Raw genomic sequence first — 25,847 nt, 5'->3', positions numbered from 1 at the left:
GGCGTACCCGGCGCGCCCGCGCCCCGCGCGCCACGGGGCGGACCCTGCGCCTTGCCGGTCGCCGCGTCGGCGACGTCCCCGGCGCCGGGCGGCAGCGGCCGGTCCGGAGCGGGCGGAGCGGGCGGCGACTGCGGCACGGCGGGCGGCTGCCCGGCGCCCTGCGAGGAGCCGTACGAAGGCGCGCCGGAGGGCGGCTGCGGCTCGTCCAGCGCGGGCGCCACCGCCGTGCGCGGCAACTGGCTGCCGCCCGAGATCAGCTTGGTCCTGGCCTCGGGTGCCGTCTCCGGCGGGGGCGGCGCGTCACCGTCCCCGACGTCCCGGATCTGCGGCGCGTACACCGTCACGGGCAGCGGCACCGAACGGTCGTCCCCCGGCTCGGCGTTGGTGTCGGTACCGGCCCACGGCGTCGCGTCGGCGGGCAGCCCGGAACCGGCGGACGCGTCCCCGCCCGCGGCGGGCCACGTCGTGCCCCCGCCGGGAGCGCCGGGCGCCCCCGCCCCGGACGGCGGTCCCGGCAGCGTCTCGGGCAGCGAACCACCGGCACCACCTGCACCACCGACGCCACCGTGACCGGCCGGAACGGCGTCGGCCGGAGACCCCGCACCCGCACCCGTGCCTGCACCCGTGCCTGCGATGGAGGGAACCGCGTCGCTCACCCCGGCGCCGGCCGCGGCCCCGCCGGACGTACCCTCCCGGCGGTCCGGGATCCCCATCCGGTCCGCCGCCTCCTGCAACCACTCCGGCGGAGTGAGCAGGAACGACGTCTGGTTGAGGTCGACACGCGCCGGAGCCGCCGGAGCCGGCTCGGGCGCCGCCTCGGACAGCCCGTACTCCTCCTCGTACCGGCGGATCACCTCACCCACCGGCAGCGCGGGCCACAGCGTGGCCTCCCCGCTGTCCCGCGCGATGACGAGCCGCTGCGCACCGCCGTCGGAACGCGGACCCTCGGCCCGGTCCTCCGCCCACACCACGAACCCCAGGTCGAACTCCCGCACCCGCACCTCACGGTGCTGGTAGCCGGGCACATCCCCGTTGATCCACTCCTCGGCACGCTCCTGCGCCTGCGCGAAGGTCACCATCGGACGCTCACTCCCCCACCGAAGACACCGAAGACACCGGGGCTGCCGGGGCTGCCGGGGCTGCCGAAGACGCCGCCGACACCGGCACGGCACGCGCGAAGCCGCCGTCCACCATCAGGTTCGCCACCGTCTCCAGCTCGGGCGGATTGCCCGCCAGCCGGGACAGGAACTGGTCGAAGTCGTCACCGCAGGGCAGCAACAGCCGCCGCACACGCTCCGCGGGCGGCCACGCGTCCTGGTCACGGGCGTCGTCGTACGCGCAGAACCACACCGAGCCGACCCGCTCGCCCTTCACCTTCACCGCGAGCAGCCCGCCCTGCACGAACCCGACACCCAGGTAGTCCTTGGTCAGATGGTCCCGCAGGCACTTGTTGACGTACACCAGGTCGTTCACGGCGGCCTCGTCCCGCACGGTGAAGAACGGCTGGTCCACCAGCAGCCCCAGCTCCGCGTCCAGCGCCGCCCCGACGGGCGCGCACCCGCCCGCCGCCTTCAGGAAGGAACGGTACGCCCCCGGCAACCGGTATCCCAGGTCCTCCTCGACCCCCTGCACCTGCTGCTCGGTCACGGCGACCGCCGCCTTCGGCAGCCCGAAGTGCGCGGGCCGGGTCTCCTGCAACGGCCGGGTGCCCCGCTTGTCCTGGTCGACCGCCGCGGTGGCGAGACCGCCGTGATGCCGCAGCAACGCCTTCACCTCGACCGGCACCAGCTCCAGCCGACGCGTCCGCGGCACATGGTGCCAGGTCCAGCCGTGCGGGGTCGCCACCGCCGGAATGGTGTCCCACAGATCGTGCCCGGAAGCCGCCAGCGCGGCGTTCGCCGACACGTAGTCGGTCAGCCGCAGCTCGTCGACACCGAACCCCTCGGGCGGCTCGGCGATCTCCGCGGCCGCACGTGCATAGAACGAGAAGTCGGGGTAACCCGCATCGTCGACACGTACCCCTCTCGGGTGACGTGCCGCCCGGACCGGATCCGGGAAGTGCACGACCTGCCCGGTGTAGGCCGCGTTCGGCGGCGCGGCTTGCCCCCCGGCCTGGCGGCCGGGAGGTGCCCCCAGCCCGAGCCGACCTGTCGTCATGGCGGTTGCCCCCTGCGGCGCTCTGAAGGATCGCGGATGTCGACAGCCTATGCGGTGCGGCCACACCGGTCACCGGGCCTCCGGTCCCGTGCGGATCCGGGCCGCCCCGCTTCCGTGACCTGCCGTCATCGAGCCGTGACGGTGAGACGAAGACCGCGCGTGTCGCACCGCCCCAGCTTCCGCACCCGCCACGGAGTTTGGCACTCTGTCCGAGCACCGGGGGATGCGGTAAGGGGAGGGAACGGAACGATGAACACGACACAGACAGGTACGTCCGGAGACCCGAGGGTCGGCTGGAGCAGCACCGAGGCACCCGCCGCCCCGATCCTGCGGCACCGCCGCGACGGCATACTGCCCACCATCGCCGCCGCCCTCTCCGTACGCGGCGCCACCCTCACCGGCACCGCCGGCCGCGGCGACCAGCCGCCGCCCCTGCACCCGCTCGTGCAGGACTTCCTCGACACCCTCACCAGCGGCCAGCGCGACCGCTTCACCGGCCGCTGCGCCGAGGCGATCCTCATCTCCCGCCACCTCGGCAACGCCGAGGCCGCCCGCTCCAAGCGGGCCGCCCGCAAGCCCATGACCAACGGCGAGGCCCGCAAGTCCCTCAAACAGGCCAAACTGACCGCCCGCCGCATCCGCGAGGACGGCGACCCGCTGCACGGCAGCTTCGCGCAGCCCTGCCGCTCCTGCACCGCGCTCAGCGCCCACTTCGGCGTACGCATCGTCGACCCCACCCCGCGGGAGAACTGACAGCGGCCACCCACCCGCACCAAGGCGCCGCCGGCGCCCCGAGGAAGCCTGCCGGCACACCGCACGGCAGCTCAGACCGATCGCGAAGGGCAGATGCACACCGATCGCGCCACCTCCACCACCCGCTTCTCCGTCCCGGTCGACGCCGCACTGCGCTCCGCCGGATGGCAACCGGGCCGCTGGGACATAAGGCAGGCCGAGTTCTGGGCCGACGCACTGCGCAACCACGAGTCACCCGCGGGACACCGCCACGCCGTGTTCCCCGCGGCGGTGGAGGCGTGGGCGGAGTTCGGCGGACTCCGCATCACCACGATCGAGGCCGGCCGGCAGATCGCCCCGTCACCCCTGCACCTGGACCCCCTGCACGGCCTCCACATGGCCCGCACCCTCGCCGACCTCGGCAGGGCCCTGGGCACCGAGGTGGCCCCGCTCGGCGAGGAGACCGACAGCAGGGCCCTGCTCGCCATCGACGCGGCGAGCCGGGTCTACACACTGGACCACACCGGCGACTGGTACCTCGGCGCCGACGTCGACGAGGCCCTCGCCACCCTCATCTCGGGCCGGGAACCGGTACGCCTGACCGCCGGCTGAACCGACGGGGGTGAGCGGAACCGGGCCGGACCCGGTTCCGCTCACCCCCCGGCCGGGATCACCGCCGACACCCTGAACCCGCCCGCGTCCGTCGGACCGGACACGAACACGCCCCCCAGGCCCACGACCCGCTCCTTCATCCCCACCAGCCCGTTCCCGCCACTCGGCAGCCTGGCGTCGGACGCGGAACCCGCCTCCGGCGGCGGCCCGTTCTCCACCTGCATCGCTATCTCCGCCTCCCGGTGCGCCAGCCGCACCCGGGTCTTCGCCCCCGCCGCGTGCTTGTGGACGTTCGTCAACGCCTCCTGCACCACCCGGTAGGCGGTCTGCTCCACCATCGCCGCGTACCCCCGCGTCTCCCCCTCCACCGAGAGGTCGACGACCATCCCCGCCGCCGCGGACTGCCCCACCAGCTCCTCCAGGTCGTCGAGGCAGGGCCCGTCCCCGGACTCGTCCTCGGCACCCCGGGACGCCGCCGCGGCCGCCGCCGCCGCGGCCCCCACCGCCGCCAGCGGCACCGTCTGCACCGGCGCCGACGAGTACGCCGCACCCGGCACCGGCCCGTCCGTCTTGCGCAGCACCCCCAGCATCTCGCGCAGCTCCGTCAGCGCCTGCCGGCCCATGTCCCCCACCAGCGACGCGTTCTTCACCGCCTTCTCGGGATCCTTGCGCGCCACCGCCTGCAACGCCGCCGCGTGCACGACCATCAGACTCACCCGGTGCGCGACGACGTCGTGCATCTCACGGGCGATCCGGGTCCGCTCCTCGTTGCGCGCCCACTCCGCCCGCTCCTCGGCCCGCTCCGCCAGCAGCTGCAACTCCCGCTCCAGCGAGTCCGCCCGCTCCCGCAGGCTCTCCATCAACCGCCGCCGGGCCCCTACGTACAGCCCCAGCAGCACCGGCGGCGCCGTCATCCCCAGCGAGGTCGTGATCGACACGAAGGGCACGAACCAGTCCCCCAGTGCCACGTCCCCCCGCACCATCCCCTGGTGCGCCCGCACGTACGTGACGATGAGCATCCCCACCATCGACATGCCGGCGAGCGCCCCGATGATCCGCCGGGGCAGCTCGGACGCCGCCAGCGTGTACAGCCCGACGAGCCCCATCAGGAACCCCATCTGGGCGGGCGCGATGGCGATCGACACCAGGACGACCGCGATCGGCCACCGCCGCCGGAACAGCAGCACCGACCCGGCGACCGCCCCGAACAGCACGCCCACCGGCACCGGTAACCCGGCCGCGTCCGCGAACGGGAACCCCTCCGCCGCGCACTCCACCGACGACACCAGCGCGAGGCCCCCGTCCAGCACCGCGCTGCGCCACCTCGTCCACCACCACGGCCCGGCCGAGGCCGCGGTGTCGTCTTCCCCCGTCGTGGTCATGCCTCCAGCCTACGGTCGCCCCCGGCCCCATTTCCGGCGACTTTCCCGTACTGGCCTACACCACTCACCGTAATCGAACAGAAGCGAAACGGCCCGTTATCCCTCGAACTGCTGAATCGCCTCCCGTTCGACACCGGAACCCCACATTCCGCCCGGACGGTATGCCCATGGAACGTTCACACGGCTGGTACGCGGACTTCGAGGGGCTGCGGGAACGGGCGGTCGCCCTGCGGAGGGCCGGGCTCAGCCGCCGTCAGATCCGCGACCGGATCCAGGTCCACAACAACGACATCCTCAACCGCCTCCTGGAGGGCGAACCGCCCCCCGAGTGGACGAAGCGCCCGCGCGCGAAGGACGACCTCCGCGAGCGGGCCCGTGAACTGCGGCTCCAGGGCTGGACGTACGACCGCATCCAGCTCGAACTCGGCTGCTCGAAGAGCTCGATCTCCCTGTGGGTACGGGACCTGCCGAAGCCGGAGCGGCGCAAACGGACCCGGGAGGAGGCTTCGGCGATCGCCAGGCGCGGCTGGGAGGTCACGCTGCGGCTGCGCGAGGAGGAGCGCCGACGGGTCAAGGCGGCGGCCGCCGAGGAGATCGGCGCGCTCTCCGACCGCGAGCTGTTCCTGGTGGGCATCGGCCTCTACTGGGCCGAGGGCACCAAGGACAAGCCGCACGCCCGCCGGGAGATCGTCACCTTCGTCAACAGCGACCCGGGAATGATCGAGTTCTTCCTGCGCTGGCTCGACCTCCTCGGAGTGCAGCGCGACCGCGTGCGGTACTGCGTCATGATCCACGAGACGGCCGACGTGGCGGGCGCCGAACGGTACTGGGCGGACCTCGTCGGCGCCGACCGCAGCTCGTTCAACAAGACGACCCTCAAGAAGCACAACCCCAGGACGGTGCGCAAGAACGTCGGTGAGACCTACCGTGGCTGCCTGGTGATCAAGGTCCGCCAGAGTGCGGACCTGTACCGTCGCATCGAAGGCGCTTGGTACGGCATAGTGTTGTCCGCGCGCGGGGCCGGTCAAAAGAGTCGGACATAAGGCGCAGATTATCCCGGGTCGTCTAATGGCAGGACAAACGGTTTTGGTCCGTTGAATGAGGGTTCGATTCCTTCCCCGGGAGCCTTCCGTGTACGGGCCCTGACAACACAGTCAGGGCCCGCTCCCATGTCCTCCCCGAAACGCCCCGGTATCCTGCGGATGTCCCAGACACCAGTAGCCGAAGGGCAAATCCGTGAGCGCCAACCTTCCCCAAGCTCTCGGCTCCGGAGCAGGGGAGACCCCACCCGCAGCCGTCGTCGTCCTCGCAGCGGGTGAGGGCACCCGTATGAAGTCGGCCACACCCAAGGTCCTGCACGACATCTGCGGCCGGTCCCTCGTCGGGCATGTGCTCGCCGCCGCGGGCGAGTTGGACCCCGGGCACCCCGAGAAGATCGTCGTCGTCGTGGGTCACGCCCGCGAGCAGGTCACCGCGCATCTCGCGGAGACCGCCCCGGGTGTGCGGACGGCGGTGCAGGCCGAGCAGAACGGCACGGGGCACGCCGTGCGGATGGGTCTGGAGGAGCTGGGCGGTGCCGTCGACGGCACCGTCGTGGTCGTCTGCGGGGACACGCCCCTGCTCACCGGCGCGACCCTGCGCAAGCTCGCCTCGACGCACACGGGTGACGGCAACGCGGTCACGGTGCTGACCGCCGAGGTGCCGGACGCGACCGGGTACGGCCGGATCGTGCGGGACGGTGCCTCGGGTGCGGTGACGGCGATCGTCGAGCACAAGGACGCGTCGGACTCCCAGCGTGCGATCCGTGAGATCAACTCGGGTGTCTTCGCGTTCGACGGGCAGCTCCTCGCGGACGCGCTCGGCAAGGTGCGCACCGACAACAGTCAGGGTGAGGAGTACCTGACGGACGTTCTCGGCATCCTCCGCGAGGCGGGGCACCGGGTCGGTGCGGCCGTGGCGGACGACCACCGTGAGATCGCGGGCATCAACAACCGTGTGCAGCTGGCGGAGGCCCGTCGTACGTTGAACGACCGCCTGCTGGAGCGGGCGATGCTCGCCGGTGTGACGGTCGTGGATCCGGCCTCGACGTGGGTGGACGTCACGGTCACCTTCGAGCGGGACGCGGTGGTGCTGCCGGGGACCCAGTTGCAGGGTGCCACGCATCTGGGTGAGGGCGCGGAGGTCGGGCCCAACACCCGTCTGAACGACACGGTGGTGGGTGCGGGCGCGCGGGTCGACAACACGGTGGCGAACGGCGCGGAGGTGGGTCCCCAGGCGAGTGTGGGGCCTTACGCGTATCTGCGTCCCGGTACCCGTCTGGGGTTGAAGGCCAAGGTGGGTACGTATGTGGAGACGAAGAACGCGACGATCGGCGAGGGTACGAAGGTCCCGCACCTGTCGTACGTGGGGGACGCGACGATCGGCGAGTACTCGAACATCGGTGCGGCGAGTGTGTTCGTGAACTACGACGGTGAGGCCAAGCACCACACGACGGTGGGGTCGCACTGCAAGACGGGTTCGGACAACATGTTTGTGGCGCCTGTCACGGTCGGGGACGGCGCGTACACCGCCGCCGGGTCCGTGATCACGAAGGATGTGCCGCCCGGTTCGCTGGCCGTGGCCCGTGGCCAGCAGCGGAATATCGAGGGCTGGGTGGCCCGTAAGCGTCCGGGGAGTGCGGCCGCGAGGGCTGCGGAGGCGGCGTCCCGGGAAGCGGGCGGCGAAAGCTGACCGGAAAAGGTCGGGTCGGACTCGGCGTACCGTGGTAGGCGCACACCCGCACATCCAGCCGGTACCGCACTCGAGGGCACGAGTCCGCACTTGAGAGCACCTCTCGACATTCGGCTGAGACACCTCTGAGGAGACAGTGCTGTGACCGGGATCAAGACGACCGGCGAGAAGAAGATGATGTTCTTCTCCGGCCGCGCCCACCCCGAGCTTGCCGAGGAGGTCGCCGACCAGCTGGGTGTCGGGGTCGTCCCGACGAAGGCCTTCGACTTCGCCAACGGTGAGATCTACGTCCGCTACGAGGAGTCGGCCCGTGGTGCCGACTGCTTCCTGATCCAGAGCCACACGGCCCCGATCAACAAATGGATCATGGAACAGCTGATCATGATCGATGCTCTGAAGCGGGCTTCCGCCCGGAGCATCACCGTGATCCTGCCGTTCTACGGTTACGCCCGTCAGGACAAGAAGCACCGTGGGCGTGAACCGATCTCGGCGCGGCTGGTCGCCGACATGATGAAGACGGCGGGTGCGGACCGCCTGCTGACGGTGGATCTGCACACGGATCAGATCCAGGGCTTCTTCGACGGTCCGGTGGATCATCTGTTCGCGCTGCCGCTGCTGGCCGACTACGTGGGTCACAAGGTGGACCGTTCGAAGCTCACGGTGGTGTCTCCGGACGCGGGCCGGGTGCGGGTGGCGGACCGTTGGTGCGACCGGCTGGGTGCGCCGCTGGCGATCGTGCACAAGCGGCGGGACAAGGACGTCGCGAACCAGGTGACGGTGCACGAGGTGGTGGGTGACGTCGAGGGCCGGGTCTGCGTCCTGGTCGACGACATGATCGACACGGGTGGCACGATCTGCGCCGCGGCGGACGCGCTGTTCGCGCACGGCGCGGAGGACGTCATCGTGACGGCGACGCACGGTGTGCTGTCGGGTCCGGCGGCGGACCGGCTGAAGAACTCGAAGGTCAGTGAGTTCGTCTTCACGGACACGCTGCCCACGCCGGGTGAGCTGGAGCTGGACAAGATCACGGTGCTGTCGATCGCGCCGACGATCGCGAACGCGGTGCGTGAGGTCTTCGAGGACGGTTCGGTGACGAGCCTCTTCGACGAGTAGGACGAGCAGGACGAGCAGCGGGGCCCGAGGGCCCCGCTGCTCGCGTAGATCGATTTCCGGTACGGCCTCCCCGCCGCGTAAGCTGTGACAGTTGCTCGGCGAGGGAGGCCGCACTTTTCGGTGCGGCGGTCCGTTATCGACGCGCTCTTCGTAGCAGGCCGATGGTTCGGCCGGGTGACTTCTTCCCTGGCCTTCCCGGCCTTTTCCGTTTCTACGAGGAGTGATCATGTCCGAGGTCAAGCTCGCCGCCGAGTCCCGTACCGAGTTCGGCAAGGGTGCGGCGCGCCGTATCCGTCGTGAGAATAAGGTTCCCGCCGTTGTGTACGGTCACGGTGGCGACCCGGTCCACGTCACGCTGCCGGGTCACGAGCTGCAGCTCGCCCTGCGTACGCCGAACGTCCTGCTGACGCTGGACATCGACGGCAAGTCGCAGCTGGCGATCCCGAAGGCCGTCCAGCGTGACGCCATCAAGGGCTTCCTGGAGCACGTCGACCTGCTGCTGGTGAAGAGCGGCGAGAAGGTCACCGTCGAGGTGTACGTGCACACCGAGGGCGACCTGGCCCCGGGTTCGTTCCTGCTGGAGCACGTGCTGAGCACGCTGACGGTGGAGGCCGAGGCGACGCACATCCCCGAGTCGGTCACCGTCTCGATCGAGGGCCTGGAGGCCGGTGCCTCCATCCTGGCGAAGGACATCCCGCTGCCCAAGGGCACCACGCTGGCCATCGACGAGGACGCGGTCGTGCTCCAGGTGCTGGCCGCCCAGGCGGAGGAGCCTTCGGAGGGCGCGGACGACGAGTCCGCCGAGGGCTGATCCCGTACCGGATCGCTGTTCGCCGGCCGTCGCCCTCATGGGGGCGGCGGCCGTCGTGTATCCCGCTGGACCAGCAGGCCGGCTCGGTCGGCCGAGGACCCATGGAGTGATGGACGTGACTTCGGAACCAGGTGCCCCCTGGCTGATCGTGGGGCTCGGCAATCCCGGCCCCGGCTACGCCATGAACCGCCACAACGTGGGTTTCATGGTGGCCGACCTCCTGGCCGGGCGGATGGGCGCCGGGTTCAAGCGGGCCGGGAAGGCGCAGGCCCAGGTGGTCGAGGGGCGGATCGGTCCGCCCGGGCCGCTGAGCCGCCGGGTGGTGCTGGCGAAGCCGATGTCGTACATGAACCTGTCGGGGGGGCCGGTGACGGCTCTGCGGGACTTCTACAAGGTGCCGACGGCGAACGTGGTGGCGGTGCACGACGAGCTGGACATCGACTACGGGGTGCTGCGGCTGAAGCTGGGCGGCGGTGACAACGGGCACAACGGTCTGAAGTCGATGACGAAGGCGATGGGTGCGGACTACCACCGGGTGCGGTTCGGGATCGGGCGTCCGCCGGGGCGGATGCAGGTGGCCGATTTCGTGCTGAAGGACTTCGCGTCGGCGGAGCGCAAGGAGCTGGACTACTTCGTGGACCGGGCGGCGGATGCGGTGGAGTGCCTGGTGGCGGAGGGTCTGGAGCGGGCGCAGTCGGCGTACAACTCGTGAATTCGGCTCGTCCGAGTTGACCCGGTGCAGTGCCATGGCCAAGGATCGCCGCCATGCCCGCCCATGCGTCCTCCCGTCACCGTACGGCCGCCGCGCTGCGGCTGGGGCGGCTGGTGGTGATGGGCACGGTCGCGGTGCTGATCCTGATCGCGGGTGTCTGGGCCTCCTGGGGGACCGCCCAGCACGTGATGCTCTCCAAGGGCCGTGAGCGGGGCACGATGGCGGTCGCCGACTGCGGTGAGGACCGGTGCACGGGTGCGTACCGGCCCGTGACGCGGGGGTCGACCGCGCGGGAGCGGGTCGTGCTGGACAGCGGGGTGGCCGTGGAGGAGGGCCGTACGTACGCGGTCGCGGTGAAGCCCGGCAGTGACGAGGTGGTGCGTACGGGTGCCGCCGGTCTGCTCTACGCCTGGGTGCCGCTGGGGGGTGCGCTGCTGCTGGCGTCGGTGGTGGTGGCGGGCGGGCTGCGCAGGAGCCGGGCGGGCTGGGCGCTGGGCGGCGCGGGTCTGGCGCTGGTGACGGCCGCGTTCCTGGCGCTCTGACACACGGAGGGCGCCGGGGTGGCCCCGGCGCCCTCCGTCCTGCGGGTGTGCTGCCGGCTCAGCCCGTGTTGCGCAGGCCGGCCGCCACGCCGTTGACGGTCAGGAGCAGGGCGCGGGACAGCAGCGGGTCGGGTTCGGCGCCGGCCGCGGCGGCGTCGCGCTGGCGCTTGAGGAGGGCCACCTGGAGGTAGGAGATCGGGTCCAGGTAGGCGTCGCGGACGGTGAAGGTCTGCTTGAGCACGGGGTGGGCGTCCAGCAGTTCCTGCTCGCCGGTGATGCGCAGTACCTCGCGCACGGTCAGCTCGTGCTCGGTCTCGATGGTGGCGAAGACGTGCCGGAGTTCCTCGGGGACGAGGGTCTCGACGTAGTGGCGGGCGATCCTGAGGTCGGTCTTGGCGAGGGTCATCTCGACGTTGGAGACGAAGTTGCGGAAGAAGTGCCAGTGCTCGTGCATCTCGTCCAGGACGCTGTCGAGGCCGGCCTCGCGCAGGGCCTTGAGGCCGGAGCCGACGCCGAACCAGCCGGGGACGATCTGCCGCGACTGGGTCCAGCCGAACACCCAGGGGATGGCGCGCAGGCCGTCGAGCGAGACGCCCGAGCCGGGGCGGCGGGAGGGCCGTGAGCCCAGGTGCAGGTCGGCGAGCTGGTCCACGGGCGTCGACGCGAGGAAGTACGTCGGCAGGTCGGGGTCCTCGACGAGCTCGCGGTAGGCCTGGTGGGCGGCCTCGGAGACGACGTCCATGGCGGCGTCCCAGCGGGCGAGCGCCTCGTCGGACTGGCGGGGGGCGGTGTGCAGGGCGGATGCCTGGAGGGTGGCGGCGACGGTCAGTTCCAGGTTCTCGCGGGCCAGGGACGGCACGAGGTACTTGTCGGAGATGACCTCGCCCTGTTCGGTGACCTTGATCTCGCCCTCCAGGGTGCCCCAGGGCTGGGCGAGGATCGCGTCGTGGGAGGGGCCGCCGCCGCGGCCGACGGTGCCGCCGCGGCCGTGGAAGAGGCGCAGGCGTACGCCGTAGCGGTGGGCGACGTCGCGCAGCCGGCGCTGGGCGCGGTGGATCTCCCACTGGGAGGTGGTGATGCCGCCGAACTTGGAGGAGTCGGAGTAGCCGAGCATGACTTCCTGCACGTCGCCGCGCAGGGCCACGAGCCGCCGGTAGGACGGGTCGGACAGCATGTCCTCGAGGATCGTGTCGGCGGCCTTGAGCTCGTCGGTGGTCTCCAGGAGCGGCACGATGCCGATCCTGGCCCAGCCGGCGTGCAGGTCGAGGAGGCCGGCCTCGCGGGCCAGTACGGCGGCGGCGAACACGTCGTCGGCGCCCTGGCACATGGAGATGATGTACGACTCGATGACCTCGGGTCCGAAGACCTGGAGGGCCTTCCTGACGGTCTCGAAGACGCCGAGGGTCCTGGAGCCGGCGGCGTCCAGGGGCGCGGGGGTGGGGCCGAGGGGCCGGCGGGAGCGCAGTTCCTTGGCGAGGAGCTTGTGCCGGTACTCGCGCGGCATGTCCTCGTAGCGCCAGGACTCCTCGCCGAGCCGGTCGAAGAGCTGGCCGAGGGCGTGGTGGTGGGCGTCGGCGTGTTCGCGTACGTCCATGGTGGCGAGCTGGAGGCCGAAGGCGGCGAGGGTGCGGATCGTGCGGTTCATGCGGCCGTCGGCGAAGAGGGCGCCGCGGTGTGCGCGCAGGGAGGTCTGGATGAGGGTGAGGTCCTGGAGCAGTTCGGCGGTGCCGAGGTAGTCGCGGCCGTCCTCGTGCGGGATGTTCTTCGCCAGGCGCTGCTTGGTGTTCTCCAGCTTCTGCCGGATGCAGGTGGCCTTGAGGCGGTAGGGCTCCTCGGCGTTGAGGCGCTTGTAGCGGGGGCTGATCTCGGGCAGCCGCTCCAGGTCGGCCCGCAGGGAGGCGAGGAGTTCCTCGGTGGCTCCGGTGTAGCGGATGGAGTTGGAGAGGAAGTGGCGCAGTTCGTCGATGAGTTCGAGGGCGTCGTTGATGCCGTGTTCGTGCTGGAGGATGAGGACATCCCAGGTGACCTGGGGGGTCACGTTGGGGTTGCCGTCGCGGTCGCCGCCGATCCAGGTGCCGAAGGTGAGGGGGCGGGTGTCGTCGGGGAGCTGGACGCCGACGCGTTCCAGTTCCGCGGTGAGGTCCTCCAGGACGTCGCCGACGGCGCCGGCGTGCAGTTCGTCGAGGTAGTAGATGGCGTTGCGGGCCTCGTCGGCCGGTTCGGGGCGGACGACGCGCAGCTCGTCGGTCTGCCAGACGAGGTCGATGTTCTCGGCCAGACGGGTGTCGTAGCGGCGCCGGTCGGCTTCGATGACCGGGGTCTCCAGCAGGGCGGCGATGCGGCGCAGCTTGTTGAGGACCGAACGTCTGGCCGCCTCGGTGGGGTGGGCGGTGAAGACGGGGCGGACGTTGAGGTGCCGGACGGTGGCGCGCAGGTGCTCGGGGTCGGCGTCCTTGAGGCGGTCGGCCGTACGGGCGAGGAGTCCGCCCTCGGCGGCGCGCCGGGCGCGCAGTTCGCGGCCGCGGTGCACCTGCTCGGTGACGTTGGCCAGGTGGAAGTAGGTGGAGAAGGCGCGGACCAGCTTGGCCGCGGTCTCCAGTTCCGTGCCGCGCAGCAGTTCGGCGGCGGCCTCGCCGTCCTCCCGGGTGAGGCGGCGGACCTTCTCGACCAGTTCTAGAAGTTCGGGGCCCTCCTGCCGTACGAGGGTCTCGCCCAGCAGGTCGCCGAGGCGGCGGATGTCGGCGCGCAACTCACTGCCGGTCGTCGTCTCACTGCCGGTTGTCGTCGTCCGGTCGTCGGCACTGCTCACAGGTGCGGCTCCTTGCAGTGTTGAAGCTCGTCTGGAGGGGAACCCGTCAGCCCGAGGCGGCACGTGCCGCGTCAGCGGCTGGGCATCCGGGAATGAAACAGAGCGGACCGCGCTGTCCGACCGAGACCAAGGATAGGTGTCCATCCGTACGCGCGGTCTCTGGGGCTCTTGCCCCGGTGAAACGCGCTGTCGTACTTACGATGCCGTAGGTTACGGGACCGTAAGCACTGTTTCCGGCTATCCGCGACTGCGGATACCGGCCACTCTCACCCTCCTCGACCCCCCAGGGGACGCCCCATGCCCGCAAGTTCCGATGTGATCGACGACGTCCCCGAGGCGCGCGACGACTCTTCCGCACCCCCCTCCGCCACGCTGGGCGGCGAGAGGAAGCGCTCCATCGAGCAGATCACCCTTCTCCTCTTCATCACCGTCCCCTTCCTGGCCGTCCTCGCGGCGGTTCCGCTGGCCTGGGGCTGGGGGGTGAGCTGGCTGGACCTCGGCCTGCTGGTGTTCTTCTACTTCCTGGGGTGCCACGGGATCACGATCGGGTTCCACCGCTACTTCACGCACGGGGCGTTCAAGGCGAAGCGCCCGCTGCGCATCGCGCTCGCCATCGCCGGTTCGATGGCCGTCGAGGGGCCGCTGGTCCGCTGGGTGGCCGACCACCGCAAGCACCACAGGTTCTCCGACGCCGAGGGCGACCCCCACTCGCCGTGGCGTTTCGGGGAGACGGTCCCGGCGCTGATGAAGGGCCTGTGGTGGGCGCACATCGCCTGGATGTTCGACGAGGAGCAGACGCCGCAGGAGAAGTACGCGCCGGACCTGATCAAGGACGGCGCGCTGCGGGCGGTCTCCCGTCAGTTCCTCCTGTGGGCGGGCCTGTCGATCGCGCTGCCCGCGGTGATCGGCGGTCTGGTGACGATGTCCTGGTGGGGCGCGTTCACGGGCTTCTTCTGGGGCTCGCTGGTGCGGGTGGCGCTGCTGCACCACGTGACCTGGTCGATCAACTCGATCTGCCACGCGGTGGGCAAGCGGCCCTTCAGGTCCCGGGACCGCTCGGGCAACGTGTGGTGGCTGGCGGTGCTGTCCTGCGGCGAGTCCTGGCACAACCTGCACCACGCCGATCCGACGTCGGCGCGGCACGGTGTGGAGCGCGGGCAGGTGGACTCCTCGGCGCGGCTGATCCGCTGGTTCGAGCGGTTCGGGTGGGCGTACGACGTGCGCTGGCCGTCACGCTCGCGTATCGATTCCCGGCGCAACCCGGACGGGACGGGCGCCCGGCGCGGGGGGAAGACCGCCGAGGCTGCATGATTGACGGTGTGGCCGACTCCAACACACCCAGCGACGAGAAGCCGCGGCGCGTGCGCCGTACCCGGATGACCGGTGCGGAGCGGCGGGCCCAGTTGCTGGAGATCGGCCGCACCCTCTTCGCCCAGAAGGGCTTCGAGGCGACCTCGGTGGAGGAGATCGCGGCGAAGGCCGGGGTCTCCAAGCCCGTCGTCTACGAGCACTTCGGCGGCAAGGAGGGGCTGTACGCGGTGGTGGTGGACCGCGAGATGCGCCGCCTGCTGGACGGGGTGACGAGTTCGCTGACCGCCGGGCACCCGCGCGAGCTGTGCGAGCAGGCGGCCTTCGCCCTCCTGGACTACATCGAGGAGTACACGGACGGCTTCCGCATCCTGGTGCGCGACTCGCCGATCCCCCAGGCGACGGGCAGTTTCGCGTCCCTCATCTCGGACATCGCCACGCAGGTGGAGTACATCCTGGGCCGTGAGTTCAAGCGCCGCGGCTTCGACCCCAAGCTCGCCCCGCTGTACGCCCAGGCCCTGGTCGGCATGGTGGCGCTCACCGGGCAGTGGTGGCTGGACGTGCGCCGCCCCAAGAAGGCGGAGGTGGCGGCCCACCTGGTCAACCTGGCCTGGCACGGCCTGGACGGCCTGGAGGCGAAGCCGCGGCTGATAGGGCGCCGCAAGAGCTAGCCCTGCGTGGCCACGGCGGTGGTCAGGAGTCCGCGGTCAGGAACCCGCGGTCAGAAACCCGCGGATGTACCCGGCGACGGTGTCCAGGTGGCTTTCGAGCAGGAAGTGCCCGCCTCCCGGTATCAGGTGGATCTGCGCGTCCGGCAGGTCCCTGGCGAAGGCCCGCGCCCCGTCCGGGCCGAAGATCTCGTCTCCCGCGCCCCAGACCGCGAGGAGCGGGACCTGCCGTTCCCGGAACCAGGCGTGCACCCGGGGGTAGAGGGGCGGGTTGCTCGTGTAGTCGCGGAACAGGGCGAGCTGCACGAGGTCGTTGCCCGGCCGGCCGACCTCGCGGTGGTCGGCGGCCCAGGTGTCGGGGTCGACCAGCTCGGGCCGGTCCACCCCGTGCAGGTACTGCCACCGGATGGCGTCGAGCGAGAGGGCGGTGCGGACGGCGGGCTCGGTCCGCGGGCCGGGGTCCTCTCCGTACGCCCACACGGGCTTCCAGAACTCCGGTACGAAGCCGTCCTCGTAGGCGTTGCCGTTCTGCGTGATCACCGCGGTGACGGCGTCCGGGTCGCGCAGGGCCAGCCGCCAGCCGACGGGGGCGCCGTAGTTCTGGACGTAGACGGCGTAGCGGGTGACCCCGAGGTGGTCGAGCAGTGCTTCCGTGATGTCGGTCAGCGAGTCGAACGTATACGTGAACTCATCCGCGGACGGGGCGTCGGAGTTGCCGAACCCGAGGTGGTCGGGGGCGATGACGCGGAACCGGTCGGCCAGCGCGGGGACGAGGTGGCGGAACATGCGCGAGCTGGTGGGGAAGCCGTGCAGGAGGACGAGCGCGGGTGCCTCGCCGGGCCCCGCCTCGCGGTAGAAGACGCGGTGTCCCCGCACGGTGGCGTACCGGTGGCGGACCTCGACCATACCTAACCCCTTAGAAGCTCTTTGAGAGTTACCTCTCGGCGCGTCCAGTGGACCACCCATGGAGTAACCTGTCAAACGGCTTGATGGAGTTAGACGAAAGGGAGGGTGGGACCCGTGCCGGACGAGCAGGCCCTGCTGCAGGCGCTGAACAGCACTCCTGTGGTGGAGGGCCGGCGCCAGGACCTGTGGGACGACGACCACGCGCTGGACACGTGGGCGCGCGGGCACGGGGGCGCCGGCGGCGGGGACGAACGCCGGTGGCTGCGCGCGGCCCGGGACGCGCTCCAGGAACTGGTGTCGAACCCACCGGGCACCGCAGGCACCCCAGGCACCGCAGAAACCTCTGCGGAGGCCCTTCTGGGCCGGGTGCTCGCGGACGTCCACAAGGTCCCGCGGCCCGGCGCGTCGGGCATCGAGTGGGACCTGCGGGTACCGCCGGGGCGCGGGCCCGCCGTGGAACTGGTGCTGGCGTGGGCGGACGTCGAGGAGCGCCTGCCGGGTCGGCTGCGGCCGTGCGGGAACCCCGAGTGCCGCCTCTTCCTCCTGGACCGCAGCCGCGCCAACACCGCGCGCTGGTGCTCGATGAAAACGTGCGGCAACCGCCTGAAGGCCCGCCGCCACCAGGCGCGTACCCGGCGGACCCCGCCGGCGTGACGGAGCCCCGGCCGCCGGGGCCGGACCCCGTCAGGCGGCCTTCCGCGCCACCGCGAACAGGCGGCGGAAGGGGAGGACCGTGCCGTACGGGGCCGGCGGGTACGCGGTGCGGAGCAGGTCGCGGTACTCGGCGGTGAACGCCTCCGCGGCCTCCGGGTCGTCGGCGAGGGCCGTGAGGACGGGGCGCAGCCCCGTCCCCTTCGACCAGTCGAGGACCGCGTCCTCGCCCTGCAGGACCTGGAGGTACGTCGTCTCCCAGACGTCCGCCTCGCAGCCCAGCCGGGCCAGCCGGTCCAGGTAGACGAGCGGTTCGTGGACCGAGTCCGTGCGGCGCAGGACCCCGTCCAGCCGGCTCCTCCAGCGCGCGGAGTCCGCGAGTTCGCGCATCAGCGCGTGCAGGGGCGCGTCGATGCTGTCGGGCACCTGGAAGGCGAACGTGCCGCCCGGTGCCAGCGCGCCGAGCCAGGAGGGGAAGGCGTCCAGGTGTCCGGGCACCCAGTGCAGTGCCGCGTTCGAGGCGATCAGGTCGTACGTCCCGTCCGGCGTCCAGGCCGCGAGGTCCGCGTGGACGAAGTCGAGGGAGCCGCCGCCCGCCGTCGGCCCCGCGTGCTCCGCGGCCCTGGCCAGCATCTGCGCGGAGTTGTCGTACCCCGTGACGTGCGCGGTGGGCCAGCGGGCGGCGAGCTGGGCGGTGACGTTGCCGGGTCCGCACCCCAGGTCGGCGATGCGGGCAGGGTCGCGGGGCAGCACGGGAACGCGGTCGAGCAGCTCGGCGAAGGGGCGTGCGCGGTGCCCGGCGTGGCGCAGGTACTGGCCCGGGTCCCAGGTGGGAGAGGTGGCGGCGGACACGGGGGCCTCCTACGGTCGGGGCGGGCGGACCTCCACCCTCACACCACAATTCTCTCGCCGTCAAGATACTTGGCACCAAGATACTTTACGTCAAGAGACTTCATGTCGACACAACCACTACACTGATCGCCATGGAGGACGAGGTCGATCGGCTGGTCGCAGCGTGGCGCCGGGAGCGCCCGGACCTCGACGTGGAACCGCTGGAGGTGCTCAGCCGGGTGAGCAGGCTCGCGCGGCACCTGGACCGCGCGCGGCGGATCGCGTTCGCCGAGCACGCCCTGGAGCCCTGGGAGTTCGACGTGCTGACCTCGCTGCGGCGCGCGGGCGCCCCCTACCAGCTCTCCCCCGGCCAGCTCCTCACCCAGACCCTCGTCACCTCGGGCACGATGACGAACCGTATCGACCGGCTCACGAAGAAGGGCCTGGTCGAGCGGCTCCCCGACCCCAGCGACCGCCGGGGCGTGCTCGTGCGCCTCACCGGGGAGGGCCGCGACCGCGCCGACCAGGCCCTCGCCGGACTCCTGGACCAGGAGCGGGCGATCCTCGCGGAGCTCAGCCGGGCCCAGCGCGGTGAACTGGCCGGTCTGCTACGCCAGTTGACCGCCCCGTTCGACAACATCCCCGGCTAGGTCGACCGGGCCGACCCCGGCGCGGCGGGCGAGTGCCACGGCCGCGAGGGTCGAGTGCACGCCGAGCTTCCCGAGCACGTTCTGCATGTGCGTGCGGACCGTGTGCGGGGAGAGGAACAGCCGCTCGGCGACGGCCTTGCGCCCGAGCCCGGCCACCATGCAGCGCAGCACCTCGCGCTCGCGCGGTGTCAGCGACTCCACCAGCCGCTCGCTCTCGGTGCGGTGCTTGCGGGCCGCGGTCAGCTCGCGCAGCACGCCGGTGAGCAGGGCGGGCGGCAGATGCGTCTCGTCCCGCAGCACGCCCCGGATGACGGTCAGCAGCCGGGACAGCGAGCAGTCCTTGGCGACCCAGCCGGAGGCGCCCGCCTGGAGGGCGAGGGCCGCACGGCGCGGGTCGTCCTTCTCGGCGAGGACGACGGTACGGACGTTCGGCTGGCCCGAGCGGACGCCCGCCACCAGCGAGATGCCGTCGACCAGACCTTCTTCGTTGCTGTCGTGCACGGGCACGGCCGGGCGGGCGCCCGGTACGTTCCCGCCCAGGTCGGCGTCGACGAGCAGCACGTCGAATCTGCGGCCCTCCGCGACCGCCCGCTCCAGGCAGCGCAGCGCGGCAGGACCACTGCCGGCGGCGGAGACGTCCACGTCGGGCTCGGCGGCCAGAGCGGCGGCGAGCGACTCGGCGAAGATACGGTGGTCGTCGACGACCAGAACACGGATGCGAACCATGAAACCCCCACTGGTCGGGGGACGGACCGGCGCAGGTACGGCGCCCGAGGTGATCCCGGGCCCTGTCGGCCCGGAAAACGGGGTGCCGCGACCGCACGGCCGCCGCCGTGCCGGAACTGCTACCCCCACTTCGGGCGTCGTACCCGACTGTCTCGCCCCCTGATCGACACCGGCCCCCACCGGTGCTGCTCATCAGAGTACGGCTGGGCGCCGGGAGCGGAAGACGATTTGCAGAACTGATTGCCCGGCGCGCATATGGTGAGCCGTATGTTTCGTATCGAGACAGAAGTCGACAAAGAGCGCAGCCAATTCCTGCGGTCCCGGCTGCGGGAGGCCAATACGGCCGCCTCACCCGTGCTGCGCTCGTTGCGCGGAACCCCTGGTGAGCGGGAGGTTCCGCTCCAGGTCTGGGCCCTGGACACGGCGGGCGGGGTCGCGGCCGGGCTGGTCGGGCACACCTGGGCGACATGGCTGCATGTCGCCTATCTGTGGGTCGACGAGCGGCACCGGGGCGCGGGCCTCGGTTCGCATCTGCTGTCCCGGGCGGAGCGGCTGGCCGCCACATCCCGGGGCTGCCGCGCGGCCCGTCTGGAGACATGGGACTTCCAGGCCCCCGACTTCTACCGCAAGCAGGGCTACGAGGTGGTGTGCGTGATCCCCGACTACCCGCCGGGGATCACGGAGTACACGCTCACCAAGAGGCTGGCCTGAGCGCCGCGCGTTGCTCCACGGCCCTCCATGCCTTCTACAGCTCCCGCTGCTCAGGGGACAGCCCCATGTCCTTCGCGCTGTAGCGGGGCAGGTCGGTGGTGTCGATCGTCCAGGTCCCGAAATCTGTGTCAAGGGCGACCGGCTTACCGTACGGGAGGTGCAATCGGTTCTCGTACACGGATCGGCCGTCGGCACGACCGATCTCCCACTGATATGTCCAGGTACCGTCACGCGGGTCGAGGATCAGGTAGTGGGGGATGCCCATGGCCGGGTAGTCGCGGGTCTTGTCGCGATAGTCGTTCTCCGGATTGGACGGCGAGACGATCTCGATGGCCAAAGTGATTTCACGCGAGTCGAGGGGGCCGTCGGTCTCCATGGCGTCGTACGGGCAGACGTGCAGGTCGGGGATGCGCAGCTTGCCGAGCGCCTCGTCATCGGTGTCGGTTGCCTCAAAGACCCCGAGGTCGTCCGGAAGCTGCCTGCTGAGCCGGTCCCGTATCCGCGTCGCGGTCAGTTGATGACGCGGGCGCGGACTCATCATCATGACGATCTTCCCGTCACTGATCTCGGGCCAGGCGAGGCCGGGCGGCGGGGTGAAGTGGTCACGCATGGCGCGCAGCCGCCGGTACAGGGTCTGCTGAGTCATGGGTCCTCCCGCCTCCAGTATGAGGGCGACGATCTGCCGGTGTGTACAAGGACGCCGGTCCGGTACCCACCCGATCGGCCCGTGGGCCCGGCGTTCGCCCTGTCCTCCGACGGCGCCCGCAAGGAGCGAGGAACGCCCTTGCCCGGCCTGTGGTGCGCTCCGGAGGAACACGTACCCGGCGAAGTCGGCGAGGTGGACGTACCCGATGCGCTGGTGGAGGGCGTTGCTGGTGGGGTTGTCCGGGGCCGTGAACAGGACGCCGTCCGTCGCGCCCGCGGCCTGCGCCGCCCGGCTCGCCTCGACCGTCACGGCGCCCGCGTGGCCGCGGCCCCGGAGGTGGGCCGGGGCGTAGACGGGATCCACCCGGACCACGCCGCCGACGACCGAGGTCACGGCCGCCATGGAGACGGGGCTGCCGTCCGAGGTTTCCCAGACGGCCTGAGGCCGGAATTCACTTCCCCTCCGGGCCGACGGCGACCTCGGCCCAGACGGTGAGACCGCCGCCGTGCCTCCTGCTCCCCCAGCGGGCGGCCATGGCCTCGACGATGAACAGCCCGCGCCCGCGTTCTCCGTCGCCTTCCCCTTCCCCTTCCGGCGCCTCGGACTGCCGCGCCCCGGACACCCGCTCCTGCCCCTCGTCCGACACACTGACGACGACGGCCCCGGCGGTACGGAGAACAGACACGGTGACCGCCCGGCTGCCGCTGTGCTCCAGCGCGTTCGCCGCGAGTTCCCCGGTGATCGCTTCCAGGGTGTCCGCCTCGTCCGGAAGCATCCCCCAGAGCTCCGCCGCACTCCGGACGTGCCGGCGTGCGGCGCGGGCACAGGAGAGATCCCCGCCCGGCAGCACGAGCAGGCCCAGGGTCCGCGGGGCGGTCCCGCGTTCGGCCGGCGCCTCGCGACTTCCGGCGATGAGCAGAGCGTCGTTCAGTGCAGCCGTCAACGCGGATGCCAGCAGGCCCAGTTCGCGCGAGGGGACATCAGGGCTGTCCAGTACGTGCCGGGCGCGAACGAGCAGCCTGTTCGCGAGTCCGAGCTGAACGGCCTCGACACGGTCCGCGTGGTCGATGCCCATCACACCGCGCCCAGCCGGTCATGGACACACCGGGTGTCGAGGTCGACCCCGTAGGTGGCGCACCAGAGGGCATCGCGGCGCAGCCGCTGGAGCCGGGCCCTCTCTCCGCGCTCGTACGCGTCGAGGTAGGGACGGACGAGGGGAGTCGAGTCGCCGTCGATGGGTTCGCACCAGGGATGAGCGGCCGGGTCGGTGAAGGGACGGGCCGGGCTCGGCCGGGGCGCCCGAGGCTGAACCGGCAGCTCCGGACGTCCGTCTCGATGTCGGTCGGCGGGCGCGAGGAACACCCGGACTCGGTAGGCCAGTTGCTTGATCAGGCTTCGCACGAGCACTCCTTGGCTGTGGTCGGGCATGCAGGGCAGTGCGTACGGACCAGGCGGGTCGGCAGACCTTCCCGCAGCTCCAGATGCGATGACAGACACCCCGCCCCGGCATGGGCGTCATCAGCACGACGACTCGCCCATGTCGACGCAAGCCATCAACGCCTTTGTATCCCAATGTTCCTCACAAGCAATATTTCTCGAAAAATTTCTCACTCAAAAGAGTTCCAGAAGGAAATTTGGCAACTGCCTTCCGCGCTCGGCGATACCCTGCGCGACAGGGAGGTAGAACATGACCGACGCCCAGCCCAACCTGCACAGAAGGCGCCTCGGGCTAGAGCTCCGGTCGCTGCGCAAGGCGGCAGGAATGAGCCTGGCCGAAGCGGCCGGCAAGCTGTCACTGTCCGGAGCCCCGGCTCTCAGCAAGATCGAGAACGGCAAGCAACGAGTGCCGCCCATCGCACTCGCGGGGTTCTTCGAGGCATACGGCCTTCAGAACAAGGACCGGATCGACAAGCTCCGCAGACTCGCGTCCCTCGCGAACTCGGGAAGACGGACGAATCTGCTGGATCAGTACCGTCAATCCGTCCGAGACCCCTTCGCCGAGTACCTGCACCTCGAAGAGCTGGCCGTCAAGAGCGACACTTTCACCTGGGTGATCCCTGGCCTTCTGCAGACCGAGGCGTACGCACGAGCCGTCGTGGAACGTAGCCGGAAGTGGCAGACCGACCGGGAGATCGACAACTTCGTCCAGCTCCGTGTGGCCCGGCAGGAAGCACTGTCACGTGAGGGCCCGCTGCATCTGTGGTGTGTCCTCGACGAGTCCGCGCTTCAACGGGAAGTAGGCGGAAAACAGGTGATGAAGGCCCAGCTTGAGCGCTTGCTCGACATCACCGCAGAGCACAAGAACGTGGCGATTCAGGTTCTCTCGTTCGCCCATGGAGCCCACGCCGGCATCGACGGGCCGTTCCACGTGCTGCACTTCCCCGCCGGTCCGCCTGTGGTCGTGGTCGAGCCGATGACAACGTCCCTGTACCTGGAGGAAGATAGTGACATCGGACGCTACGAAACCGCGTTCAACCACCTTCGCGCCGAAGCTCTCGACCCGGAAGCCTCCCGGCGTTACATCCACGATTTGATCAAGGACCGCTACACATGAACAAGAAGGTCGACCTCACCGACGCCACATGGGTCAAGAGCGACCTGAGCAATGGCGGCGACAACTGCTTGGAGGTCGCTTTCATCGAAGGTGTGGTTGCTCTGCGCGACTCCAATGACGTCGGTGAACCCCACGCCCAGGTGCTCGTTNGTGTGGTTGCTCTGCGCGACTCCAATGACGTCGGTGAACCCCACGCCCAGGTGCTCGTTGTCTCCGAGGACGACTACCGAGCTTTCGTCGGAGGCATAGGGAAGGGGCAGCGCAGCCTTCTCCTGCCGTAACGGCGCATCCGGCGCGCCCCGAGAACGAGTGCCCGGCGCCTCAAGGACGACTGGGGCACTTGCCCGTACAGGGCAGGCGCCCATCAGACTCTCGGGCGCTGCCCGACAGGAGTTCGTCCGATGAATGAGGCGTCTACCGCCGCTCAGCTCGCGGGAGCCGACTGGTTCAGGAGCAGCTACAGCGCGGCGAACAACGAATGTGTCGAGATGGCCTGCGCCCGGCCGTGGGTGGGGGTCCGTGACTCCGAGGAACCCGGTCGTGGCGCTTTCGTCGTGAAGGCCGACACGTTCGCCGTGTTCATCGATGGCCTGAAAGCCTGACCTGGCAGCCACGGCCGACAGCAGAGATCAGATATTGCCGTGCAGTCCGCCAGATGGCAGGGGACGCTGATGCAGTGAATCAGGTTCAGGAGATCGTAGGGCTGGTCGGCGGTGTGCTGGGCCGGGATGTCATCGGCACCTACCTGCACGGCTCCTCCGTGCTTGGCGGCCTCAGGCCGGCCAGCGATGTGGACGTGCTGGTCGTCTCCCGGCGGCGAATGGACGAGCGGGATCGACGGGCACTCCTCGATGGGCTGCTCCGGATCTCCGGCGACCGAGACAAAGTGCGCCCGGTGGAGGTCACCGTGGTCGTCCAGGCCGAGGTGCGGCCGTGGCGGTATCCGCCGACCGGTGACTTCCTCTACGGCGAGTGGCTGCGTGCCGAGTACGAGGCCGGGACGGTCCCCCGGTCGGAGCCGATGCCCGATCTGGCCCTGCTGATCGCCATGGCGCTGACCGGCGACCACCCCCTCACCGGCCCGCGTCCGGCTCAGGTCCTGGACCCGGTCCCGCAGGCCGACCTGGTCCGGGCGAGCGTTGCGGGTATCCCTGGCCTGCTCGACGACCTGGACAGCGACACCCGCAACGTCCTGCTGACCCTCGCCCGCATCTGGACCACGCTCGCCACTGGCCGGATCAAGTCGAAGAACGCCGCCGCCGACTGGGCCCTCGCCCGGCTCCCGCCCGAGCACCGCGCCGCCCTGGATCACGCCAGACAGCTCTATCTCGACTGTTCCTACTCCGAGGAGAGCTGGAGCGATGCGCTGCGGGCGCGGGTGCGTCCGCACGTGGACCGCGTGCTCGCTGAGATCGACCGGCTGCATAACCGGGTCCCTTCGGCCCCGGTCCAGAACTCGTAGGAACTGCGGATGACCGCGTTGCTGTGCCGGATTCGTCCATGGATCCGCGGGCACGCTGAACCCCATGACGCCCGGAGGGAAGGCCCGCCGCCGCGTGAGGAGAGCCGACAGGGCGGTCCCGGTGACTTCCGGAGCAGCCGAGGTGGGGGAACCGGATATGAAGAACGTGGACCCGCCCCATGTGACGCGTGCGGCCAGGCTTCTCGGCTGGGCTTTCGCGGTCTCGACGCTGATGAACCTGGCGGCCGCCCTGTGGCATCCCGGCGGTGCGGTGTGGACCACGGCACGCGTCGTCGTGGGGCTGCTGTTCCTGGCGGCCCTGGGTAACTACCTGCTGCTCTTCTTCGCGCGCCGGCGACAGCGCGGCAGGGAGCGGCGCGGGAGGACCGTCCGCTGACCTGGGGGGAGGCCGGACTTTCGCAGGGTTTCCCTCCAGCACCGGCCGGTGCTGGAGGGAAACCCTGTGGTGTGCGCGGAGGCGCGTCAGCTCAGGCGCCGTGCGCCCTGCGACGGTACCGCCGGGAAGACCCGCGGTGCCGTGTAGCCCGCCGCGGCGAAAGCTTCCTCGACCGCCTTGGTGACCGTGTCGGCGTCCGCGGTCTCGACCAGGACGACGGCCGAGCCGCCGAAGCCGCCGCCCGTCATCCGCGCCCCCAGCGCCCCGGCGGCGTTCGCCGTGGCGACGGCGAGGTCCAGCTCCGGGCAGGAGATCCGCAGGTCGTCGCGGAGGGACTCGTGGCCGGCCGTCAGCACGGGGCCGATCCCCCGGATGTCCCCCGCGTCGAGCAGCGCGATGACCTGCTCGACCCGGTGGTCGTCCGAGACCACGTGGCGTACGTACCGCCGCACCCGCTCGTCCGACAGGCGGGCGAGCGCCGCGTCGAGGTCCTCGTACGCGAGGTCGCGCAGGAAGGGCACACCTGGACGACATGGCTGCATGTCGCCTACCTCTGGGTCGACGAACGCCACCGCGGGTCCGGGCTCGGGTCGCGTCTGCTGTCCCGGGCGGAACAACTGGCGGTGTCGTCCCGCGGTTGCCGTGCCGCCCGCGTGGAGACGTGGGACTTCCAGGCGCCGGACTTCTACCGCAAGCAGGGCTACGAGGTGGTGTGCGTGATCCCCGACTACCCGCCG

At 70.8% G+C, this 25,847-nt stretch carries 27 protein-coding genes, 1 tRNA gene and 4 pseudogenes; 20 read left to right on the top strand and 12 right to left on the bottom strand.

Annotated features, from left to right (window positions below; all coding sequences use genetic code 11):
* Together KM933_RS35660 and KM933_RS35655 are read right to left on the bottom strand one after the other, a co-directional pair.
* Nucleotides 1-1,079 (bottom strand): annotated as a pseudogene (locus tag KM933_RS35660) (SUKH-4 family immunity protein); the annotation flags it as partial.
* A 7-nt stretch (nucleotides 1,080-1,086) separates the two neighbouring features.
* The gene (locus KM933_RS35655) at nucleotides 1,087-2,157 is read right to left on the bottom strand and encodes an SMI1/KNR4 family protein (RefSeq protein ID WP_221360630.1); all 1,071 of its coding nucleotides are present in this window, start codon (nucleotides 2,155-2,157) and stop codon (nucleotides 1,087-1,089) included.
* 249 nt (nucleotides 2,158-2,406) lie between these two features.
* Here KM933_RS35655 and KM933_RS35650 point away from each other — a divergent pair, with 249 nt between their 5' ends.
* Nucleotides 2,407-2,910, top strand: a complete 504-nt coding sequence (locus KM933_RS35650; RefSeq protein ID WP_221360628.1) for a YwqJ-related putative deaminase — start codon at nucleotides 2,407-2,409, stop codon at nucleotides 2,908-2,910.
* Between the two features lie 93 nt (nucleotides 2,911-3,003).
* Nucleotides 3,004-3,501 carry an SUKH-3 domain-containing protein gene (locus tag KM933_RS35645; RefSeq protein ID WP_221360626.1) on the top strand — a complete coding sequence of 166 codons (498 nt, stop codon included), beginning with the start codon at nucleotides 3,004-3,006 and terminating at the stop codon, nucleotides 3,499-3,501.
* Between the two features lie 41 nt (nucleotides 3,502-3,542).
* On the opposite strand, the gene KM933_RS35640 is transcribed toward KM933_RS35645, so the two are convergent.
* Complete coding sequence (locus tag KM933_RS35640) at nucleotides 3,543-4,883, bottom strand: sensor histidine kinase (RefSeq protein WP_221360624.1); 1,341 nt, start codon at nucleotides 4,881-4,883, stop codon at nucleotides 3,543-3,545.
* Nucleotides 4,884-5,050: 167 nt separating this feature from the next.
* Here KM933_RS35640 and KM933_RS35635 point away from each other — a divergent pair, with 167 nt between their 5' ends.
* From KM933_RS35635 to KM933_RS35605, 7 genes are all read left to right on the top strand, one after another.
* The gene (locus KM933_RS35635) at nucleotides 5,051-5,926 is read left to right on the top strand and encodes a hypothetical protein (protein ID WP_221360623.1); all 876 of its coding nucleotides are present in this window, start codon (nucleotides 5,051-5,053) and stop codon (nucleotides 5,924-5,926) included.
* Nucleotides 5,927-5,937: 11 nt separating this feature from the next.
* Nucleotides 5,938-6,008 (top strand) — tRNA-Gln (locus tag KM933_RS35630).
* Between the two features lie 111 nt (nucleotides 6,009-6,119).
* Nucleotides 6,120-7,613, top strand: a complete 1,494-nt coding sequence (gene glmU, locus KM933_RS35625; RefSeq protein WP_221360621.1) for a bifunctional UDP-N-acetylglucosamine diphosphorylase/glucosamine-1-phosphate N-acetyltransferase GlmU — start codon at nucleotides 6,120-6,122, stop codon at nucleotides 7,611-7,613.
* Nucleotides 7,614-7,754: 141 nt separating this feature from the next.
* Nucleotides 7,755-8,726 carry a ribose-phosphate diphosphokinase gene (locus tag KM933_RS35620; protein ID WP_221360619.1) on the top strand — a complete coding sequence of 324 codons (972 nt, stop codon included), beginning with the start codon at nucleotides 7,755-7,757 and terminating at the stop codon, nucleotides 8,724-8,726.
* Nucleotides 8,727-8,952: 226 nt separating this feature from the next.
* Nucleotides 8,953-9,537, top strand: a complete 585-nt coding sequence (locus KM933_RS35615; RefSeq protein ID WP_221360617.1) for a 50S ribosomal protein L25/general stress protein Ctc — start codon at nucleotides 8,953-8,955, stop codon at nucleotides 9,535-9,537.
* A 109-nt stretch (nucleotides 9,538-9,646) separates the two neighbouring features.
* Nucleotides 9,647-10,249, top strand: coding sequence for an aminoacyl-tRNA hydrolase (pth, locus tag KM933_RS35610; RefSeq protein WP_221360616.1), 603 nt, complete (start codon nucleotides 9,647-9,649; stop codon nucleotides 10,247-10,249).
* Between the two features lie 53 nt (nucleotides 10,250-10,302).
* Complete coding sequence (locus KM933_RS35605; protein WP_221360614.1) at nucleotides 10,303-10,791, top strand: hypothetical protein; 489 nt, start codon at nucleotides 10,303-10,305, stop codon at nucleotides 10,789-10,791.
* Nucleotides 10,792-10,849: 58 nt separating this feature from the next.
* Here the strand turns inward: KM933_RS35605 and ppc are convergent, their stop codons facing one another.
* Nucleotides 10,850-13,600, bottom strand: coding sequence for a phosphoenolpyruvate carboxylase (ppc, locus tag KM933_RS35600; RefSeq protein ID WP_221360612.1), 2,751 nt, complete (start codon nucleotides 13,598-13,600; stop codon nucleotides 10,850-10,852).
* A 297-nt stretch (nucleotides 13,601-13,897) separates the two neighbouring features.
* Between ppc and KM933_RS35595 the strand changes: the two genes are divergently transcribed.
* Both KM933_RS35595 and KM933_RS35590 read left to right on the top strand, forming a co-directional pair.
* Nucleotides 13,898-14,911: an acyl-CoA desaturase gene (locus KM933_RS35595; RefSeq protein WP_221360610.1), complete on the top strand. Its 1,014-nt coding sequence runs from the start codon at nucleotides 13,898-13,900 to the stop codon at nucleotides 14,909-14,911.
* On the top strand, nucleotides 14,908-15,579 hold the full coding sequence (locus tag KM933_RS35590) for a TetR/AcrR family transcriptional regulator (RefSeq protein WP_221360608.1): 672 nt from the start codon (nucleotides 14,908-14,910) through the stop codon (nucleotides 15,577-15,579). The genes KM933_RS35595 and KM933_RS35590 overlap by 4 nt, the downstream gene beginning before the upstream one ends.
* 36 nt (nucleotides 15,580-15,615) lie before the next feature.
* Here the strand turns inward: KM933_RS35590 and KM933_RS35585 are convergent, their stop codons facing one another.
* Entirely contained in the window at nucleotides 15,616-16,482 is an 867-nt protein-coding gene (locus tag KM933_RS35585; RefSeq protein ID WP_221360606.1) for an alpha/beta fold hydrolase, read from the bottom strand.
* Between the two features lie 114 nt (nucleotides 16,483-16,596).
* On the opposite strand from KM933_RS35585, the gene KM933_RS35580 reads away from it, so the two are divergent.
* Nucleotides 16,597-17,136 carry a CGNR zinc finger domain-containing protein gene (locus KM933_RS35580; protein WP_221360604.1) on the top strand — a complete coding sequence of 180 codons (540 nt, stop codon included), beginning with the start codon at nucleotides 16,597-16,599 and terminating at the stop codon, nucleotides 17,134-17,136.
* Nucleotides 17,137-17,166: 30 nt separating this feature from the next.
* On the opposite strand, the gene KM933_RS35575 is transcribed toward KM933_RS35580, so the two are convergent.
* Nucleotides 17,167-17,985 (bottom strand): trans-aconitate 2-methyltransferase, encoded by an 819-nt coding sequence (locus KM933_RS35575; protein WP_221360601.1) that lies wholly within the window; start codon nucleotides 17,983-17,985, stop codon nucleotides 17,167-17,169.
* A gap of 131 nt (nucleotides 17,986-18,116) precedes the next feature.
* Here KM933_RS35575 and KM933_RS35570 point away from each other — a divergent pair, with 131 nt between their 5' ends.
* Complete coding sequence (locus tag KM933_RS35570; RefSeq protein ID WP_221360599.1) at nucleotides 18,117-18,614, top strand: MarR family winged helix-turn-helix transcriptional regulator; 498 nt, start codon at nucleotides 18,117-18,119, stop codon at nucleotides 18,612-18,614.
* On the opposite strand, the gene KM933_RS35565 is transcribed toward KM933_RS35570, so the two are convergent.
* The gene (locus KM933_RS35565; protein WP_221360597.1) at nucleotides 18,573-19,340 is read right to left on the bottom strand and encodes a LuxR C-terminal-related transcriptional regulator; all 768 of its coding nucleotides are present in this window, start codon (nucleotides 19,338-19,340) and stop codon (nucleotides 18,573-18,575) included. The genes KM933_RS35570 and KM933_RS35565 overlap by 42 nt on opposite strands.
* A 267-nt stretch (nucleotides 19,341-19,607) precedes the next feature.
* On the opposite strand from KM933_RS35565, the gene KM933_RS35560 reads away from it, so the two are divergent.
* Entirely contained in the window at nucleotides 19,608-20,051 is a 444-nt protein-coding gene (locus KM933_RS35560; RefSeq protein ID WP_221360595.1) for a GNAT family N-acetyltransferase, read from the top strand.
* A 34-nt stretch (nucleotides 20,052-20,085) separates the two neighbouring features.
* On the opposite strand, the gene KM933_RS35555 is transcribed toward KM933_RS35560, so the two are convergent.
* The 4 genes and pseudogenes from KM933_RS35555 to KM933_RS35540 all read right to left on the bottom strand — a co-directional run bounded on the left by KM933_RS35555 (nucleotide 20,086) and on the right by KM933_RS35540 (nucleotide 22,098).
* The gene (locus KM933_RS35555) at nucleotides 20,086-20,661 is read right to left on the bottom strand and encodes a Uma2 family endonuclease (RefSeq protein ID WP_260334661.1); all 576 of its coding nucleotides are present in this window, start codon (nucleotides 20,659-20,661) and stop codon (nucleotides 20,086-20,088) included.
* Between the two features lie 201 nt (nucleotides 20,662-20,862).
* A pseudogene (locus KM933_RS35550) lies at nucleotides 20,863-21,132 on the bottom strand (GNAT family N-acetyltransferase); the annotation flags it as partial.
* Between the two features lie 16 nt (nucleotides 21,133-21,148).
* Nucleotides 21,149-21,772: an ATP-binding protein gene (locus KM933_RS35545; RefSeq protein ID WP_221360593.1), complete on the bottom strand. Its 624-nt coding sequence runs from the start codon at nucleotides 21,770-21,772 to the stop codon at nucleotides 21,149-21,151.
* On the bottom strand, nucleotides 21,772-22,098 hold the full coding sequence (locus KM933_RS35540; RefSeq protein ID WP_221360644.1) for a hypothetical protein: 327 nt from the start codon (nucleotides 22,096-22,098) through the stop codon (nucleotides 21,772-21,774). The genes KM933_RS35545 and KM933_RS35540 overlap by 1 nt, the downstream gene beginning before the upstream one ends.
* Nucleotides 22,099-22,384: 286 nt before the next feature.
* On the opposite strand from KM933_RS35540, the gene KM933_RS35535 reads away from it, so the two are divergent.
* From KM933_RS35535 to KM933_RS35515, 5 genes are all read left to right on the top strand, one after another.
* Nucleotides 22,385-23,251 carry a helix-turn-helix domain-containing protein gene (locus KM933_RS35535; protein ID WP_221360591.1) on the top strand — a complete coding sequence of 289 codons (867 nt, stop codon included), beginning with the start codon at nucleotides 22,385-22,387 and terminating at the stop codon, nucleotides 23,249-23,251.
* Complete coding sequence (locus tag KM933_RS35530) at nucleotides 23,248-23,532, top strand: DUF397 domain-containing protein (protein WP_221360589.1); 285 nt, start codon at nucleotides 23,248-23,250, stop codon at nucleotides 23,530-23,532. Before KM933_RS35535 ends, KM933_RS35530 begins: the two co-directional genes overlap by 4 nt.
* A 120-nt stretch (nucleotides 23,533-23,652) precedes the next feature.
* Nucleotides 23,653-23,853: a DUF397 domain-containing protein gene (locus KM933_RS35525; RefSeq protein WP_221360587.1), complete on the top strand. Its 201-nt coding sequence runs from the start codon at nucleotides 23,653-23,655 to the stop codon at nucleotides 23,851-23,853.
* A gap of 74 nt (nucleotides 23,854-23,927) precedes the next feature.
* A complete protein-coding gene (locus tag KM933_RS35520) occupies nucleotides 23,928-24,713 on the top strand; it encodes an aminoglycoside adenylyltransferase family protein (protein ID WP_221360585.1) in 786 nt (261 codons plus the stop codon).
* Between the two features lie 157 nt (nucleotides 24,714-24,870).
* Nucleotides 24,871-25,110, top strand: coding sequence for a hypothetical protein (locus tag KM933_RS35515; RefSeq protein WP_221360583.1), 240 nt, complete (start codon nucleotides 24,871-24,873; stop codon nucleotides 25,108-25,110).
* Nucleotides 25,111-25,196: 86 nt separating this feature from the next.
* Here KM933_RS35515 and KM933_RS35510 read toward each other — a convergent pair.
* Nucleotides 25,197-25,634 (bottom strand): annotated as a pseudogene (locus KM933_RS35510) (galactokinase); the annotation flags it as partial.
* On the opposite strand from KM933_RS35510, the pseudogene KM933_RS35505 reads away from it, so the two are divergent.
* Nucleotides 25,626-25,847 (top strand): annotated as a pseudogene (locus KM933_RS35505) (GNAT family N-acetyltransferase); the annotation flags it as partial. The pseudogenes KM933_RS35510 and KM933_RS35505 sit on opposite strands and share 9 nt — an antisense overlap.

Source organism: Streptomyces beigongshangae, from assembly GCF_019710745.1.
In the GTDB taxonomy this organism is placed as follows: Bacteria; Actinomycetota; Actinomycetes; order Streptomycetales; family Streptomycetaceae; genus Streptomyces; species Streptomyces beigongshangae.
This window is presented reverse-complemented; position numbering and strand designations above follow the sequence as displayed.

Excerpts from the sequence above, each read along its gene's own strand:
- KM933_RS35655 (WP_221360630.1), bottom strand. The coding sequence starts at position 2,157 with ATGACGACAGGTCGGCTCGGGCTGGGGGCACCTCCCGGCCGCCAGGCC.
- KM933_RS35650 (WP_221360628.1), top strand. The coding sequence starts at position 2,407 with ATGAACACGACACAGACAGGTACGTCCGGAGACCCGAGGGTCGGCTGG.
- KM933_RS35645 (WP_221360626.1), top strand. The coding sequence starts at position 3,004 with ATGCACACCGATCGCGCCACCTCCACCACCCGCTTCTCCGTCCCGGTC.
- KM933_RS35640 (WP_221360624.1), bottom strand. The coding sequence starts at position 4,883 with ATGACCACGACGGGGGAAGACGACACCGCGGCCTCGGCCGGGCCGTGG.
- KM933_RS35635 (WP_221360623.1), top strand. The coding sequence starts at position 5,051 with ATGGAACGTTCACACGGCTGGTACGCGGACTTCGAGGGGCTGCGGGAA.
- KM933_RS35615 (WP_221360617.1), top strand. The coding sequence starts at position 8,953 with ATGTCCGAGGTCAAGCTCGCCGCCGAGTCCCGTACCGAGTTCGGCAAG.
- pth (WP_221360616.1), top strand. The coding sequence starts at position 9,647 with ATGGACGTGACTTCGGAACCAGGTGCCCCCTGGCTGATCGTGGGGCTC.
- KM933_RS35605 (WP_221360614.1), top strand. The coding sequence starts at position 10,303 with ATGCCCGCCCATGCGTCCTCCCGTCACCGTACGGCCGCCGCGCTGCGG.
- KM933_RS35595 (WP_221360610.1), top strand. The coding sequence starts at position 13,898 with ATGCCCGCAAGTTCCGATGTGATCGACGACGTCCCCGAGGCGCGCGAC.
- KM933_RS35590 (WP_221360608.1), top strand. The coding sequence starts at position 14,908 with ATGATTGACGGTGTGGCCGACTCCAACACACCCAGCGACGAGAAGCCG.
- KM933_RS35585 (WP_221360606.1), bottom strand. The coding sequence starts at position 16,482 with ATGGTCGAGGTCCGCCACCGGTACGCCACCGTGCGGGGACACCGCGTC.
- KM933_RS35570 (WP_221360599.1), top strand. The coding sequence starts at position 18,117 with ATGGAGGACGAGGTCGATCGGCTGGTCGCAGCGTGGCGCCGGGAGCGC.
- KM933_RS35565 (WP_221360597.1), bottom strand. The coding sequence starts at position 19,340 with ATGGTTCGCATCCGTGTTCTGGTCGTCGACGACCACCGTATCTTCGCC.
- KM933_RS35560 (WP_221360595.1), top strand. The coding sequence starts at position 19,608 with ATGTTTCGTATCGAGACAGAAGTCGACAAAGAGCGCAGCCAATTCCTG.
- KM933_RS35555 (WP_260334661.1), bottom strand. The coding sequence starts at position 20,661 with ATGCGTGACCACTTCACCCCGCCGCCCGGCCTCGCCTGGCCCGAGATC.
- KM933_RS35545 (WP_221360593.1), bottom strand. The coding sequence starts at position 21,772 with ATGGGCATCGACCACGCGGACCGTGTCGAGGCCGTTCAGCTCGGACTC.
- KM933_RS35535 (WP_221360591.1), top strand. The coding sequence starts at position 22,385 with ATGACCGACGCCCAGCCCAACCTGCACAGAAGGCGCCTCGGGCTAGAG.
- KM933_RS35525 (WP_221360587.1), top strand. The coding sequence starts at position 23,653 with ATGAATGAGGCGTCTACCGCCGCTCAGCTCGCGGGAGCCGACTGGTTC.
- KM933_RS35515 (WP_221360583.1), top strand. The coding sequence starts at position 24,871 with ATGAAGAACGTGGACCCGCCCCATGTGACGCGTGCGGCCAGGCTTCTC.